At 59.0% G+C, this 13,910-nt stretch carries 12 protein-coding genes and 1 tRNA gene; 7 read left to right on the forward strand and 6 right to left on the reverse strand.

What is annotated here, in order from left to right; genetic code table 11:
• Positions 1–55 precede the first annotated feature (55 nt).
• Both GFS31_RS00120 and GFS31_RS00125 read right to left on the reverse strand, forming a co-directional pair.
• Positions 56–2,047 (reverse strand): serine/threonine-protein kinase, encoded by a 1,992-nt coding sequence (locus GFS31_RS00120; protein ID WP_198806318.1) that lies wholly within the window; start codon positions 2,045–2,047, stop codon positions 56–58.
• Between the two features lie 925 nt (positions 2,048–2,972).
• Positions 2,973–3,980: an RsmB/NOP family class I SAM-dependent RNA methyltransferase gene (locus tag GFS31_RS00125; RefSeq protein WP_198806319.1), complete on the reverse strand. Its 1,008-nt coding sequence runs from the start codon at positions 3,978–3,980 to the stop codon at positions 2,973–2,975.
• 192 nt (positions 3,981–4,172) lie between these two features.
• Here GFS31_RS00125 and GFS31_RS00130 point away from each other — a divergent pair, with 192 nt between their 5' ends.
• The 3 genes from GFS31_RS00130 (at position 4,173) to GFS31_RS00140 (ending at position 7,331) form a co-directional block, all read left to right on the forward strand.
• Positions 4,173–5,129 (forward strand): hypothetical protein, encoded by a 957-nt coding sequence (locus GFS31_RS00130; protein ID WP_198806320.1) that lies wholly within the window; start codon positions 4,173–4,175, stop codon positions 5,127–5,129.
• A gap of 212 nt (positions 5,130–5,341) precedes the next feature.
• The gene (locus GFS31_RS00135; protein ID WP_198807944.1) at positions 5,342–5,851 is read left to right on the forward strand and encodes an inorganic diphosphatase; all 510 of its coding nucleotides are present in this window, start codon (positions 5,342–5,344) and stop codon (positions 5,849–5,851) included.
• 187 nt (positions 5,852–6,038) lie between these two features.
• Positions 6,039–7,331, forward strand: a complete 1,293-nt coding sequence (locus GFS31_RS00140; RefSeq protein WP_198806321.1) for an ABC transporter ATP-binding protein — start codon at positions 6,039–6,041, stop codon at positions 7,329–7,331.
• Positions 7,332–7,566: 235 nt separating this feature from the next.
• Here GFS31_RS00140 and cysK read toward each other — a convergent pair whose 3' ends face one another.
• The 3 genes from cysK to GFS31_RS00155 form a co-directional block, all read right to left on the reverse strand.
• Positions 7,567–8,529: a cysteine synthase A gene (cysK, locus tag GFS31_RS00145; RefSeq protein ID WP_198806322.1), complete on the reverse strand. Its 963-nt coding sequence runs from the start codon at positions 8,527–8,529 to the stop codon at positions 7,567–7,569.
• Between the two features lie 9 nt (positions 8,530–8,538).
• Positions 8,539–8,973: an RrF2 family transcriptional regulator gene (locus tag GFS31_RS00150; protein WP_198806323.1), complete on the reverse strand. Its 435-nt coding sequence runs from the start codon at positions 8,971–8,973 to the stop codon at positions 8,539–8,541.
• Positions 8,974–9,109: 136 nt separating this feature from the next.
• Complete coding sequence (locus GFS31_RS00155; RefSeq protein WP_198806324.1) at positions 9,110–9,793, reverse strand: metal-binding protein; 684 nt, start codon at positions 9,791–9,793, stop codon at positions 9,110–9,112.
• A gap of 155 nt (positions 9,794–9,948) precedes the next feature.
• Here GFS31_RS00155 and GFS31_RS00160 point away from each other — a divergent pair.
• Positions 9,949–10,021 (forward strand) — tRNA-Val (locus tag GFS31_RS00160).
• Positions 10,022–10,104: 83 nt separating this feature from the next.
• On the opposite strand, the gene GFS31_RS00165 is transcribed toward GFS31_RS00160, so the two are convergent.
• The gene (locus GFS31_RS00165; protein ID WP_198806325.1) at positions 10,105–11,235 is read right to left on the reverse strand and encodes a cob(I)yrinic acid a,c-diamide adenosyltransferase; all 1,131 of its coding nucleotides are present in this window, start codon (positions 11,233–11,235) and stop codon (positions 10,105–10,107) included.
• Positions 11,236–11,399: 164 nt separating this feature from the next.
• On the opposite strand from GFS31_RS00165, the gene fraC reads away from it, so the two are divergent.
• Genes fraC through GFS31_RS00180 form a run of 3 tightly spaced genes read left to right on the forward strand, consistent with a single transcriptional unit; the run spans position 11,400 to position 13,789 of the window.
• Positions 11,400–11,981: a filament integrity protein FraC gene (gene fraC, locus GFS31_RS00170; protein ID WP_198806326.1), complete on the forward strand. Its 582-nt coding sequence runs from the start codon at positions 11,400–11,402 to the stop codon at positions 11,979–11,981.
• Complete coding sequence (locus GFS31_RS00175) at positions 11,978–12,958, forward strand: DUF5357 family protein (RefSeq protein ID WP_198806327.1); 981 nt, start codon at positions 11,978–11,980, stop codon at positions 12,956–12,958. Before fraC ends, GFS31_RS00175 begins: the two co-directional genes overlap by 4 nt.
• Positions 12,959–13,009: 51 nt before the next feature.
• A complete protein-coding gene (locus GFS31_RS00180) occupies positions 13,010–13,789 on the forward strand; it encodes an ABC transporter permease (protein ID WP_198806328.1) in 780 nt (259 codons plus the stop codon).
• Positions 13,790–13,910: the final 121 nt, after the last annotated feature.

The following is a 13,910-nucleotide window of genomic DNA, read 5'->3' on the forward strand; positions in this document are numbered from 1 at the left end:
TTGGCTATCCCTGATTCTTGGGTGGTGCATTGCAACGGTTAGTGTGTGATGGCGCTTAGTTGACGGCGATCCGCAGGGTATATTCTGCCGGACGGGGAGACCGTACATCCACCCGGTAGTCGCCAGAGGTGGGTAATTGCCCCTGCCAGCTCAGCACCCGTGAACCATCGGGGATGAGGCTGCCGTTGGGATAGCGCACATCGAGGGTGATGGGGCCACCAGCCCTAGGTACATTCAGGGACATGGTTTGCCCTGCCCTCGCGTTGACCACATAGCGCCGAACGCGATCTGCATTGACCTGGCCTGTAACCTGGGTGCTGGTTTGCCCGGAGGGAATTTGTACCCGCTGCTCTGTAACATTGGGCTCCTGGGTTGGATCGGGGATCGGCTCTGGCAGCGGCGCAGGCGGTGTGGGGGGATCAGGGATGGGAGGTGGAGTGGGTTCCGGCGTGGGGATGGGTGTGGGGTCTGGGGTGGGCGTGGGCGTGGGGTCTGGGGTGGGCGTAGGATCGGGGGTGGGGGTGGGATCGGGGGTGGGCTCTGGGGCAGCTTCCAGGCTCACTTCTAGGGCGTAGTTGCTTTGGTTCAGCCCCTGCACCGTCCGCAGTTGAATGCTGTGGAGGCCGTTGGAGGTCAGCGCCCCCTGCCAAGCCTGCACCCGCTCGGCACTGCTGTCGATGGGGTTGCCCTGGGCATCCAGCACCGTCAGCAGCACCCCTTCGCCACGAATACGGGCGTTCAGCACCTGGCCCGCCTCGCCATTGAACTGGTGGTTGATGGTTTCGTTGCTGCGGAGGGAGCCCGACACCGTGCGGCTTTGGCCCACACTCAGGCGCAGGGCCTGGTTAAATTGCACCGGACGATCCGTGGGCGTGGGCTGAACCGTGGGCGTGGGGGCGGTGGTGGGCTGAATGGGGTCAATGGTAATTTCTGGAACGGGGGTGCCTGCGTTGTTGGGCGGACGGTTGATCAAACTCACCACCAGCCAGCCGCCCAGCCCTGCAATCAAGGCCAAAACGGCCCCAATCAACGCCACGGCCCAGGGGTTTTCCCAGATGGATTCCGGTTCCTCCACAAAGGCGGGGGGCACCCGCTGGGGATAGGTGGTTGGCGTGGGGGCCACCTGGGTGGGCTGATACTGTCGCCCCACGGCCACGGTCTTCACCTGGGAGGGGGGCGGAGCCGGACGCTGGGACGCGGTTTGGGGCATCACATTGGCGCTACCGAGGGCCTGGGCCATTTCGCTGACGGACTGGAAGCGATCCCCCGGTCGGTAGTTGATGGCGCGGTTGAGCACCTGGGCCAGCCCTGGGCTGACGGGGGCATAGGGTTGCCAGTTCCAGGCCAGGTTCACATCGTCAAACAAGACCTGGGGCTCCTTGCCCGTCAGCATCACAATCGCCGTCACCGCCAGGGCATAGAGGTCGCTGCTGGGGTAGGCGCGGCCCGACTGGATCTGCTCGCTGGGGGCATAGCCCAGCTTGCCCACGGAGGTGGCATGGGTAGGAGTTCCGGTCATTTGCACGCGGGTAAACACCTCCTTCACCACCCCAAAGTCGATCAGAATAGGGAGCTGATCCGCTTGTCGCTGCATGATATTGTCGGGGCTGATGTCTCGATGGATGATGCCCTTGCTGTGAATGTGGGCCAACACGGGCAGCATCTGCTGCAAAAACTGGCGCACCTCCGCCTCCGAGAAGGTTATCCCCTGGCCGAGGCGCTGGTTGAGCAGATCCCGATAGGTGGTGCCGTCCACGTAGTCTTGCACCAAAAACAGCCGCTGATCTTCCTCAAAAATGGCCTGAAACTTAGGGATTTGAGGATGACTAATACCGTAGAGAATCGCCGCCTCCCGCTGGAAAAGCTGAAGCGACTTCTCCGTCATGTCATTTTCCGACTGGGGCTCAAATTCCTTGATGGCGCAGCGCTCGTTAAAACGGCCCAGGTCTTCCGCCAGATAGGTGCGGCCAAAGCCCCCCTGCCCCAAGGGTTGCAGGATGCGGTAACGGTTTTGGAGGGTGGTTCCGGCGGGGATGGGGGTGGGCATGGCTGGGAGGACAGGGGGGCAGCGGGGCAGCAAAGGACAAGCATGACTTCAGGCGTTAGGTTCACCTAAGTACCGAAGGTTTAATCGGTCATCGGGTGGGCCAGCGGATTCATTTTACAGTTGTTTTCTCCAGCCACCGGACATAACGGGGCAGACCAATCCTCTGGCTTAGCGCCATGGCCAATTCTAGCCGTCTCCATTTTAGAAGGTTTAGCCAATTCTCTCCGAGGACAGACGCACCCCTGCTATACCCTAGGATTATTCGCCCAGCAGCCCTATATTAACTATCTTTTCATTCCTCGCGAGAGCAAAATACGAACGGTATATTAAAGATGGAACGAATAAAGTTCCCCTGGCAGATTAAACAGCCGAATGTCCACACACAAGAAGGAGTGAAAGCGCTGTTAACATCTCATCTGTCTCGCTTAACCAACAGCACCCAATCTCACATTCAATACTTCCTAAATTAGTAAGCAGGGAGCTTTGAGAAACACGGGCAATAGAGGCTTTAGGTCTGCACGTGATTTCCCTCCATGAAGGCTAGAACAACGATAGGAAGTTCCTTGAAATAGGGATTGGGTGTTGCTTTTGGGAGGTTTTTAAGCATTGTTCATGACCTTGAACTCTTGCCCTAGAATTTTGGCTTCAAAGCTCGCCTGAAAATCCTGAATTCCAGATTCCCTGAATTGTCCCTGACTGGCTAACCCAAGACTCTGCGGCGGGTGTAAAAACCGCGCCCCTCCAGCATTAGGTTCATGTAGAGGTCAGGTTTCCTGGCCCTCCAACAGCGATGGGCTCTAGCCAGTTTTGTCGGTCAACCCAGAATTGTCCTTGCTTCTCAGGGTTGGCCATGGCCAAAAGGAGCGATTGTCAATCGTTGATGCCCCTGGCAGCCCATCCCACCCCTCCTCCAGGTTCGTCAGCCTCAGTTCATCAACGGCTTTCTAGGTTCGGCCGGGGAGAACTCTGGGTAGAGGCGGAGGGCCTGAGTGGTGAGGGCATCGGGCAGGGTAGCCGGATAATGGGTCGTATCACGATTGCGGAAGAGCGCTGCAAAGCTTCCAGCCCCTAACCCCGACTGGGGCCACAGCCGATAGCAAGGAAACTCGGCTAGGGGCGAAGCATAGTCGGCTAGGGCGGGCACAGCAACGGCTTCAAACTGGGGAAATTGCTTGAGCAACCATGCACCAACCTGTTCGTTTTCCTCTGGGGAAAAGGTGCAGGTCATGTAGGCCAAATAGCCTCCCCCAGCGACAGTTTGAGCAGCTTGGTCAAGGATACGCTTTTGGCGGCTGGCGTTTTTTTTAATGGTTACGGGGTGAAAACAGCCCAGGGCAGAATCGCCCTTAGCCAGCAGCGATTGGCCGCTACAGGGGGCATCAACAATCACGACCGAAGCGGCCTGGGGCAGATGTTCTGCCCACACCTTGGGATCGAGATTAAACACCAGGGCATCCCAAAGGCCGCAGCGCTTGAGGTTGGCGATCAAAATTCTGACTCGCTTGCGGATCACCTCATTGCACCACAGCGCCTTGGGTTGGAGTTGTTGGTAAGCCAGCAGACTTTTGCCCCCAGGGGCTGCACACAGATCTAACACTAAATCCACTGGCGCGGGAATGGCCGAAAACACCGCCGCCGAAAACACCGAGGCCATATCCAGGCAATAGTAGGCTCCAGCCTGATGAAGGGGATGTTGGCCGGGGCGCTGGTTCGGCTCTAGGCGATCTACAGCGGCAGGCTGCCACGGCAGGGCGGGCGCTAGGGCAAAGGGCATATTTTCGGGGCGGGGCTGCATCCATAGCACCGCCTGGGGGAACAACTGGGGATGGGTAAGCGCAGCCACAAAGGCCACCCGCTGAGCTTCTATATCGAACAGCCGCCGACTGAGCTTGATAAGTAGGTTAGAAGGGATAGCTGAATCAACAGGGGCCATGACAGATCACGATAGCGCTTTCCTAGGGTAGCCCTCCCCTGTCCTAGAAAGGTGATCGATGGATAATTATTGATGGATTTATGGTAAACCCATGAAGCAATTTCATCTTTTCAGGGAAACAGTCAAGATAGAATTTCAACGAGGGCTTCTACCACGGGAAATGCCATTTAGAAATCTTTATGAAATACATCCATGTCCCATCCTCAAGCTACCCCAAATTCTGATATAAAAGCTGTTGTTTCAGAGTCCCAGCCCTCTGATCAAATCATCCTAGCCCAGGGGATGAGTCTCTCCACCTTCAACCCCAATGCCCTGAGCCCGTCCCCGTGGGTTGTTGACTATTGCCCCGTCGATAATCATCGAGCCCTGGTCAACCGTTGGCGAGATCTACAACCTACTCAACAGCTCATGCTGGGGGGATGCCTTGGGCTGGCCCTAGGGTGGGGCTTCATCACCTGGATCACAGCGCTTCAGAGGGTGATTCCTTTTGTACCGTCGGGGTTGCGCCAACCTTCCGCCCTTGCGCCCTCTGGCCTAACGCTCCTGCGTCAGCGTTTAGGAGAATCCAGGGCCACAGTCAATGCTGGCGCACCACCCGAGACCGCTGCCGCAGTATCGGCGGTGCGCCCCTCCCTACGGCCCATCATGGTTGATCGATACTATTTACCACTCCAAGCGGTCTTCCCCCAGCAAGAAGCCCATGCTCAGGCGGCCATTGTGGTTGATCGGTTTTACTTTGATCCGTCAGCGGTGGCGGGTGCCGAGGGTGCAATGTCTCCCGAACATCAGGACGCCCAACTCTTGGCGGTGCCTTTGCCGCCGCCCAGTCCTCAGACCTTAGCCATCGCCCAGGGCAATGCCCCCCCCGACGGACGCCCAACGCCCCCGACGCGCTCTCCTGCCTCTCCTGTTCCCTCCCAGACGGTTGCTGTCGCGACTCAGGTTCCTAAGCCAAATCGTCTTCTAGGCGTGATTCAAACCGGGCAATTTTCGGCAGCCCTTATCCAAACAGGGGGAAATTCCTACGCTGTGAGGCTCGGTGATCGGGTTAGCCAAAGCGCTTGGCAGTTAGTGGAGGTTCAGGCCAATGCGGTCATCGTCAGTGATGGCCAAGAGCGGCATCTCCTCCATGTTGGCGATATGTTTTAGGTACAAATTTAGCGATCAGCCATGGCTCCAATGGTTGTGAGATTGATCACGATAAGAGGGACTCATTTTCTGGCCTCTTTTGCCGCTCGCCGTGGCCCTGGAGGCGAGCGGCCTCATCCTGGTTAGCCCAGTCAAGCTGCGGCCTCTGTTGAAAGGCTCCCGTCAGCCCGTAAAATACAGTGTCGAATGTTTTTCCTGGATATAGCAGTATGGTGGATCTTTCTCGCATTCCGGCCCAGCCTGAGCCTGGGGTGATCAACGTCCTGATCGAAATTCCGGCGGGCAGCAAAAATAAGTACGAATTTGACAAAGACCTGAATGCCTTTGCCCTGGATCGGGTGCTGTTTTCCTCGGTGCATTACCCCCTAGACTACGGCTTTGTGCCTAACACCCTGGCTGACGATGGCGACCCCCTCGACGGCATGGTGATGATGGATCAGCCCACCTTCCCCGGCTGTGTGATTGCGGCGCGGCCCATCGGCATGTTGGAAATGATCGACGGCGGCGACCGGGACGAAAAAATCCTCTGCGTGCCCGTGGCCGATCCTCGCTACGCCAACGTGCGGTCTTTGGATGACGTGGCCCCCCACCGTTTGGACGAAATCGCCGAATTCTTCCGCAGCTACAAAAATCTAGAGAAAAAAGTCACCGAAATCCTCGGCTGGCAGAATGTGGACAAGGTGCAAGCCCTAGTCAGCCAGTGCATCGCGGCTTATAAATAGAGGGTGATCTTTCCTTGCCCCTTGCCCTAGGCTGGCCCTCACCCCCAGCCCCTCTCCCAGGAGGGAGAGGGGAGCCGGACAACCTTTCCAAGTCCCTCTCCCATTTTGGGAGAGGGATTTAGGGTGAGGGCCAGGGTGAGGGCCAAGACTCGCGATTCGTTGCCCATTCCCCATCCACCCCTCTGCCGTGGCCTACGTCGCAATCGAAAACGTCTACAAAACCTTCCCGAAGTCCCGGTCGTCTCGTCCCGCTGCGGATGCCGAGGCTGAACCGGAAGCAGCGGTGCTGAAGCGCATCAACCTGACGGTGGAGGATGGCGAATTTATGGTGCTGGTGGGGCCATCGGGCTGCGGCAAAAGTACGCTGTTGCGGCTGATTTCCGGCCTCGAAACCCTGACCGCTGGCAACATCTGGGTGGGCAACCGCAAGGTAAATGACCTGCCCCCTAAACAGCGGGATACCGCCATGGTGTTCCAGAGCTATGCCCTCTACCCGCACCTGTCGGTGTACGACAATCTAGCCTTTGGCCTGCGCCGCATGGGGGCGGATCTAGAAAAATCCCTGCCGGATCTGGAACCCGGACAAAAGCCCCTGCCCGTCAGCGACTCCCCCGCCAATCAAGAACTGGAACGGCTGCTGACCGAGGGCCGCTGGTGGGAAAAGCCGTTGGTTTCCATCACCCGACGGTTGCCCCCCAACCTGCGTTACATCTCCGACGCCGAGCGGCTGATTGACGAACGGGTGCGGGCGGTGGCCAAAATGCTGCAAATGGATACCCTGCTGGATCGCTTTCCGCGCCAGCTCTCCGGCGGCCAAAAACAGCGGGTGGCATTGGGCCGCGCCATGGCCCGCAATCCCCAGGTGTTTTTGATGGATGAACCCCTCTCCAACCTAGACGCCAAACTGCGGATGGAAACCCGCGCCCAGATTGTCAACCTGCAACGGCAACTGGGCATCACCACCATCTACGTCACCCACGACCAGGTGGAGGCCATGACCATGGGCCATCGCATTGCCGTGATGTACCAGGGCCAAATTCAGCAGGTGGCCCCGCCGCTGGAGTTGTACAACCGCCCCGCCAACCGTTTTGTGGCCGAATTCATTGGGTCGCCGCCGATGAACTTCATCCCGGTGCAGGTGCAGGCTCCCTACCTGCTGATCCACCCGGAATTTCGCCTGTCTCTGCTGGGGGATTGGGAAGATCGCCTGATGGCCCACGATGGCCAATCCCTACTGCTGGGCATTCGGCCCGAACACCTGAGCTTGGCCCTGCCCGCCCCCAAAAATATCCGTGGCCACGTCACCCACCTCGAAGCCCTGGGCAGCGAAACCTACCTAACCGTGCAGAACGATCACCTCACCCTGCAAGCCAAAGTGCCCCCCGACCAGCCCGTCCACATGGGCGACGAAGTGTGGCTAGGCATTGCCCCAGACAAGGTGCATTTGTTCGACCCCGCCACCGAGCAGGCGCTCTTGTAACAGGGTTGGCCCGGTAGATACCCCGCTGAGGAGGGGCGTCATGATCCTGGGCTTGATACCAAGTCTGAATCCTATCCCCCGGTGATCAAAGGGTGGGGCCGTAGGGTGCATTCGCGGCGAAAAGCCTCTTGGGCAGTGGATTTATCACGTTAGTAAGCCGCAATGTACCCCAAGAGAATCAGGAGGGAATCAGGGATATTCCAGGCGGACTTGGCCCGATGTGGAGGTTGCTGCCCTAGTTCACCGCCAAGGGAGCCATCAGTTCGGGGTCTTGGAACAGGGGCGTGCTGAGGTAGCGTTCGCCGAAGCTGGGCTGAATCACCACGATCAGCTTGCCTTCGTTTTCGGGCCGACGACCCACCTCCACAGCGGCCTTAATCGCCGCACCGCTGGAAATGCCGGACAGCAGCCCTTCTTCGCGGGCCATGCGCCGACCGTAGGCAATGGCGTCTTCGTCGGCCACCTGCACCACTTCATCGATCAAGTCCACATTCAAGACTTCAGGAATGAACCCGGCCCCAATGCCCTGAATTTTGTGGGAACCGGGCCGTCCGCCGGAGAGCACGGGGCTGTTCACAGGCTCTACCGCAATGGCCTTGAACCCCGGCTTGCGCGACTTCAGCACATCGGCTACCCCGGTGATGGTGCCCCCAGTGCCCACCCCAGCCACGAGGATATCCACCTGACCCTCGGTGTCGGCCCAAATTTCTTCGGCGGTGGTGCGGCGGTGAATATCGGGGTTGGCCGGGTTGCGAAACTGTTGCAGCATATAGGCATCGGGCAGGGTGTCTATGATTTCTTGAGCCCGCTGAATACAGCCCGACATCCCTGCCATGCCGGGGGTGAGTTCCAGTTCGGCCCCGTAGGCCCGCAGCATGGCCCGCCGCTCCGAACTCATGGTTTCGGGCATGGTGAGGATGAGGCGATAGCCCTTCGCTGCCGCCGCCATGGCCAGGGCAATGCCCGTATTGCCAGAGGTGGGCTCCACCAGGGTGGTTTTACCGGGCGTGATCAGCCCCTCGGCTTCGGCGGCTTCGATCATGTTGATGCCAATGCGATCCTTCACCGAAGCCGAGGGATTCATGCCCTCCAGCTTGACTACAATCTGGGCCAGACAGCCCTCCGCCTGGGGAATGCGATTGAGCCGCACCAGGGGCGTCCGGCCAATGAGTTGGGTTACGTTGTCTGCAATACGCATGGGTCTGGCCTAGATGTAGTACATGATGTCGATCTGTTGTTTGGCGTTGCGCTGATCCAGCAGATCTTGCAGAGTATACCGTTGCAGCACCGTCTCGGCAGCCTGCCGCACCTCGCCCCACACATCCTGAATCACCACCGCCTCCGATGTTTTGGGGGATTTGTCCCCATCGGGCTGGCCGTCAAACCCCTCAATGCAGCTCACCGCATCATAGAGGCTGACCTTCCAGGGTTCGCGGGCCAGCAAATAGCCCCCCCGCGCCCCCCGCTGGCTTTTCACCAACCCGGCCCGACGCAGGGTGGCCAGCAGTTGCTCTAAGTATCGGTCAGGAATGTTTTGCTTAGCGGAAATTTGACGAATTTGTAAGGGCTCACCGCTAGCGTGGTGGGCACTCAGTTCAATCAGCGCTAGCAGGGCATATTCACTTTTACAGGACAAATCCACGACAGAGGTGCGGCTAAAGGGCGATGGCTTTAGTATACCCCGGTTCCCCACTGGGGTTTGCAGGATTCACAAGCCTTGATGAAGTGGCCGCCTGAGGCCAAGGCTGGCCTGTCATCCTCAGGCAGTAATGGCCCCACTACTGCGGAGGCAGATCGTTTGGGTTGACTAGGGTGGGGCCTGGTTTTTCCTCTGTACCTGATTTCGCAGCGGGATTGACCTTTGCGACGGGGTATCGAGAGGCTGAGGAACGCTTTGGGGAGGATTTTTGGGAACGCTTTGGGGAGCGTCCTTTGGATCGGGTTTTCGACGTCTTAGCCCCCGAACGATGCCGCTTCCAGGTCGAGGAAACCCAATCTGCCGTGTAGTGGCTGAGGGCACCCAGTTCCAGCCCCGCCACCATCGCCAGCCAGCGCGGCCAATGCAGGCGCAGGTGTTCGCCCAGTCCGGCCCTCAAAGCGTCCCAGGTGATGGCCGTTTGCCCCAGCCCGTTGAGCACCGCAATCCCCACCAGCCCCGCCAAACTCAGCCACAGCAAGGCATAGATCACCCGAATCAGCGTGCCAATCACTGGCCCGTGGGACCACGCCGACCGATGGCGGATGCGGCTGCGGTAGGGGAGCCAAATCCAGCGCAGCCAGCCCCAGCGCTTATACTGCACCGAATGAATGTCCAGATCAGGGCCAAACATCCAGCCCCCCACCAAGAATCCTAGACACACCCACACCGTCAACCAAGCATTCAGCGTCAGCCGAAACGCCAGCACCACCACCAGCGGCAGTGTCCAAAGGGTAATGCGATCATGGGTACGACCTGATGACATGGAGTTAGGTGTATCAAGATTCGCCGTCAAAGGCAAGGCGCATCCTGGGTAAGCCCCCGCTGCGCCCCCAAGATTTCCTCGGTTTTGCCGAAGAATCTAGACACGGTGCTAAAAGTGCTTCGTTCTCTGCTAGGATGTCTAATCGTGAAACGCACGGGCGATTAGCTCAGTTGGTAGAGCGCCTGCCTTACAAGCAGGATGTCACTGGTTCGAGTCCAGTATCGCCCATTATTTTTATACAGCGCCTCTCCATCAGTCATCGGAGACGAATGAGTGTGGCCAGGAACAGGCCGTTGTCATGGGGCACGAGGCTAAAAATCCACACCCCGCTTGAGGTCGATGCCTTTTTCGGCGTAGTGTTTGTGGTTAAACACCTCCGAGTGGGTGCTGGCTAGCTCAAAGTAGGTGGGCGGATTTTTGCAGCGCCCGGTGATGATCACTTCGGTGTCCTTGGGTTTACGCAGCAGGGCTTGGACGATGGGCTCCTCCGGCAGCAGTTCGAGATCTACCGTGGGGTTGAGTTCGTCCAAAATGATGGTTTTGTAGAGCCCAGAGGCGATGGCGGTGTGGGCAATTTCCCAGCCCCGCTCGGCTTCTACGTAGTCGATGTCCTGCTGCTGTCCGCGCCAAACGATGGCATCGCGGCCACAGCGCTGGTGATCGACCAGGTTGGGGTAAATTTTGCGAAGGGCGGCGATGGCGGCGTCTTCGGTGTAGCCGTTGCCCCCCTTCAGCCATTGAATAATCAGCACCCGGTGGGAGAGGTCTTGGCCGATGCCGCGCCCGATGGCTTGTAGGGCCTTGCCGAGGGCGCTGGTAGATTTACCCTTGCCCGCCCCGGTGTAGATTTCGATGCCCTCTAGACCGGGGATGCCGGAGGTGTGGATTTGGGGCTTCATTTCGGAGTGCAGGTTGGCGATGTCGAGCAGGGGGCGGGGGGCACTGCGTCCGGTGGCGATGATTTCTAGGTGGTCGGGCTTGCGGCGCAGGGTTTTGACCACTTCTTCCACCGAGAGCAGGCCCAGATCCAGCACGGGATTGATTTCGTCTAGCACCACCACAGAATACAGCCCAGAGGCGATGGCCCCCTTGGCCACGTCCCAGCCGCGTTGGGCCTCCTGCTTGTCGAACTTGGTGATTTCGTCGGGGCCAAAGAATTCTGACCGTCCGGTACGCACCTGGTCAATCAGGTGGGGGAAGCCGCGCTGGAGGGCTTCGATGGCGGCGTCTTCGTCGTAGGTGCGGCCTGGGCCTTTGAGGAAGCGCAGCAGCAGCACCCGGCTTTCCATAAAGTTTTGAATGCCCAGCCCAATGGATCGCAGCACCACCCCTAGGGCCACTTGGGATTTGCCCTTGCCCTCGCCGTCGTAGACATGGATTTGCCCCGTCAGCCGTTCATTGGTTTGTTGGGCCGTGCGAATACCAATACCAGTTCTAACCATGGGAATGTGGGGGTGAAAGACGGCCTCTAGCGCCCCTCTTTTATGTGGGAGAGGCGGGGGGAAGGGGGCAAGCCCAGGGTTAATTTTAGCGAAAGCGCGGAACTCCCTACGCCCATTTTGTCACTCAGCAGTATCCTTAAAACCACTTGTTACCCAATTCTGCGATGTCCCCCACGGATGTACTGGCTGATCTGGGGTTAATCCCGCTCAAGGCCGTGGTGTTTCAGTCCATGCTGTTGCTGGTGGCCATTGCCCTAGAGGCGATGGTGCTGCGCCAGCATTTGCGCCTGGGCTACCAAACCAGCGTGCAGTATGCCGCCACCATCAACCTGCTGTCTACCAGTCTGGGCTGGATTGCCTTCCTCAGTCTGGAAGCGGTGCTGCCCACGGCCCTGCGCCAGCAAATTATGAGCTACGTGCTGTTCAGCCGTTTTTTTGAAAACCCTTGGCTGGAAGCGCTCCCCGTCATGATGGTGATGGCGGCGATAGTGGTGTTTTTTGCCACCTATTGGGTCAAACTTCAGAGCCTCAGTGCCCTGGTGGCGTTGTTGGGCAAGGCTCCTGTTTTGGAGGCTCCTGCCCTGTCTGACCGCCCTGGCCGCAGCCGTTCTGCCCGCCGAGGAGCCCCCTCCGCCGCCCGGTCTCGTACCGCAACCTACACCGTGGCCGTCCTCCAAGCCAATGCCCTCAGCTTTACGGTCATCGTCGTGTTGCTTTTCCTTCAGCTCCAAGTTGTGCTTCCATGATTCCGCCCCTGCGCCCCTACGTTGCCAGCCTTAAAACCACCCTCTGGCCCAAGTCGGCCTTTTCCTGGCTCACGGTGATTTACATGAGCCTGATTTCGTGGCTGATGTCGGGCCTGAGTCGGCTGTTGGGGGCCAGCCCCTTTACCGTGGGGCTGATGGCCACCCTGGCCTGGATTTTTTTGGCCCTGGGGGTAGGTTGGGCCTTCGAGGCACAGAAGATTCGCCCCTTTGGCCTCTCGATTGCGCCCTGGGTGGCCGGGGGAATTCTCTGCCTATTTCTCTTTGGATCTTGGGGCGGGGCTTGGCTTCAGCCCGCCCTGATTACCTGGCCGCTGATGTCCTTTGTGGTAGTGGCCGTACCCCATCTGCTGAGCTGGGAGTTGCAGCTTAAACAGCCGCCCCCAGCCACTCGCCAGCAGCTAGCCCTGCTGCTAGGGATTAGTTTGTTGCTGAGCAGTTGGTTTCAGTTTTATTTTCGTATCCAAACCTGGCTGCGCGACTATCCCAGCCTGATTGCCGACCAGTTTGATCGCAGTGCCTTTGTCTACCAAGTTCCTGGCCAAGCCATGCCCCTCTCAGCGGGGGTTAGCCACCTCACCCAGGCTGAATTTTGGGTGAAGGAGCAGATCGACAGCAAACCCTGGTCTTGGGTCGAGCGCTGGCTGCTCAACCTGCAAGGACACCAACAAACCCTCCAGCGTCAGATACAGGTGGCCCAGCCCGCCACCCCCGAAAGCCAACTGTGGCAGATCAGGCTACACACCGCCACCCAGGGGAACGGCTACCTGCTGCGGATGCAGGCCGTGTGGCTCGGCCCCAGTGCCGCCAGCGATGGCTATTATTTTGAAAAGGTGTGCGAAATTATGCCCGTGGCCCAGCCCACCGCCTACGGCACCCCCGATGCCACCGGAAGCGGCACGTCATGGACGCAGGTGCGCTGTCAGCTCGAAACCCCCCTGCGCCACGGACGCCCCTAGCCCCCAAACCTCGTACACTAGCAGAGGCCCAACCGAAGGACGATCAGACCCATGGTGTTGTCTCGCATAGTGGTGATTGCTCGCAACGTCTTCCTCGAAGTCATCCGGGATCGCATTCTGTATCTCATGGCCCTGTTTGCCCTGGTGATGCTGATGGCCACCCTGCTGCTGCCTCCGGTCTCGGCGGGGACAGAGCAGAAAATCCTGCTCGACCTGGGCCTTGCCGCCATGCATCTGCTCAGCGTGATCATTGCGGTTTTTGTGGGCACAGGCCTGGTCAACAAAGAAATTGAAAAGCGGACGGTGCTAGTGCTGCTGGCTAAGCCCGTCAGCCACGGGGAGTTTATTGTGGGCAAGTACCTGGGCCTAGGGGCGGTGCTGGCGGTGCTGCTGGGGGGCCTGGGGCTGATGTTTACCCTCCTGCTGGGGATCACCGGAGTGCCCTTCTCCTTCGTCAGCTTGGCCCTAGCCACCGGGTTTATGCTCCTCGAAGCCATGCTGCTGACAGCGGTGGCGATTCTATTTGGGGTGTTCACCAGTTCCCTCCTGGCCACCCTGCTGACCTTTGCGGTCTACCTAATGGGCCATCTCACCCAGGACTTGGTAGCCTTTGCCCAAAGCAGCGAAAATCCCGGCCTTCAGCAGATCACGAATGGGGTTTACCTGGTGCTGCCCGACCTCGAACGCCTCAACCTGCGCAACCTGGCCGTCTATGGCCTCGAACTCCTGCCCGACCCCCTTACCCTGCTGACCCACCTGGCCTACGGACTAGTCTATAGCGCCCTGCTGCTAGCCCTGGCCACCGTGGTGTTCTCCCGGCGTCAGTTCTAGGGGTTTCGGGTTTTGGTGTAATTTGGATGGAACCTGGGTGAAGCATCCAGGCCGTCTATTTCAGGGGCTTGAACGCCAGTTCCTAGCCCAGGGCGGGCGGAATCTGGGGGAATCCAAAGTT

The organism is Leptolyngbya sp. BL0902, from assembly GCF_016403105.1.
In the GTDB taxonomy this organism is placed as follows: domain Bacteria; phylum Cyanobacteriota; class Cyanobacteriia; order Phormidesmidales; family Phormidesmidaceae; genus Nodosilinea.

Bases quoted from the DNA above. Each gene is read 5' to 3' on its own strand.
- GFS31_RS00120 (WP_198806318.1), bottom strand. From the start codon at position 2,047: ATGCCCACCCCCATCCCCGCCGGAACCACCCTCCAAAACCGTTACCGC.
- GFS31_RS00125 (WP_198806319.1), bottom strand. From the start codon at position 3,980: ATGGCCCCTGTTGATTCAGCTATCCCTTCTAACCTACTTATCAAGCTC.
- GFS31_RS00130 (WP_198806320.1), top strand. From the start codon at position 4,173: ATGTCCCATCCTCAAGCTACCCCAAATTCTGATATAAAAGCTGTTGTT.
- cysK (WP_198806322.1), bottom strand. From the start codon at position 8,529: ATGCGTATTGCAGACAACGTAACCCAACTCATTGGCCGGACGCCCCTG.
- GFS31_RS00155 (WP_198806324.1), bottom strand. From the start codon at position 9,793: ATGTCATCAGGTCGTACCCATGATCGCATTACCCTTTGGACACTGCCG.
- GFS31_RS00165 (WP_198806325.1), bottom strand. From the start codon at position 11,235: ATGGTTAGAACTGGTATTGGTATTCGCACGGCCCAACAAACCAATGAA.
- fraC (WP_198806326.1), top strand. From the start codon at position 11,400: ATGTCCCCCACGGATGTACTGGCTGATCTGGGGTTAATCCCGCTCAAG.
- GFS31_RS00175 (WP_198806327.1), top strand. From the start codon at position 11,978: ATGATTCCGCCCCTGCGCCCCTACGTTGCCAGCCTTAAAACCACCCTC.
- GFS31_RS00180 (WP_198806328.1), top strand. From the start codon at position 13,010: ATGGTGTTGTCTCGCATAGTGGTGATTGCTCGCAACGTCTTCCTCGAA.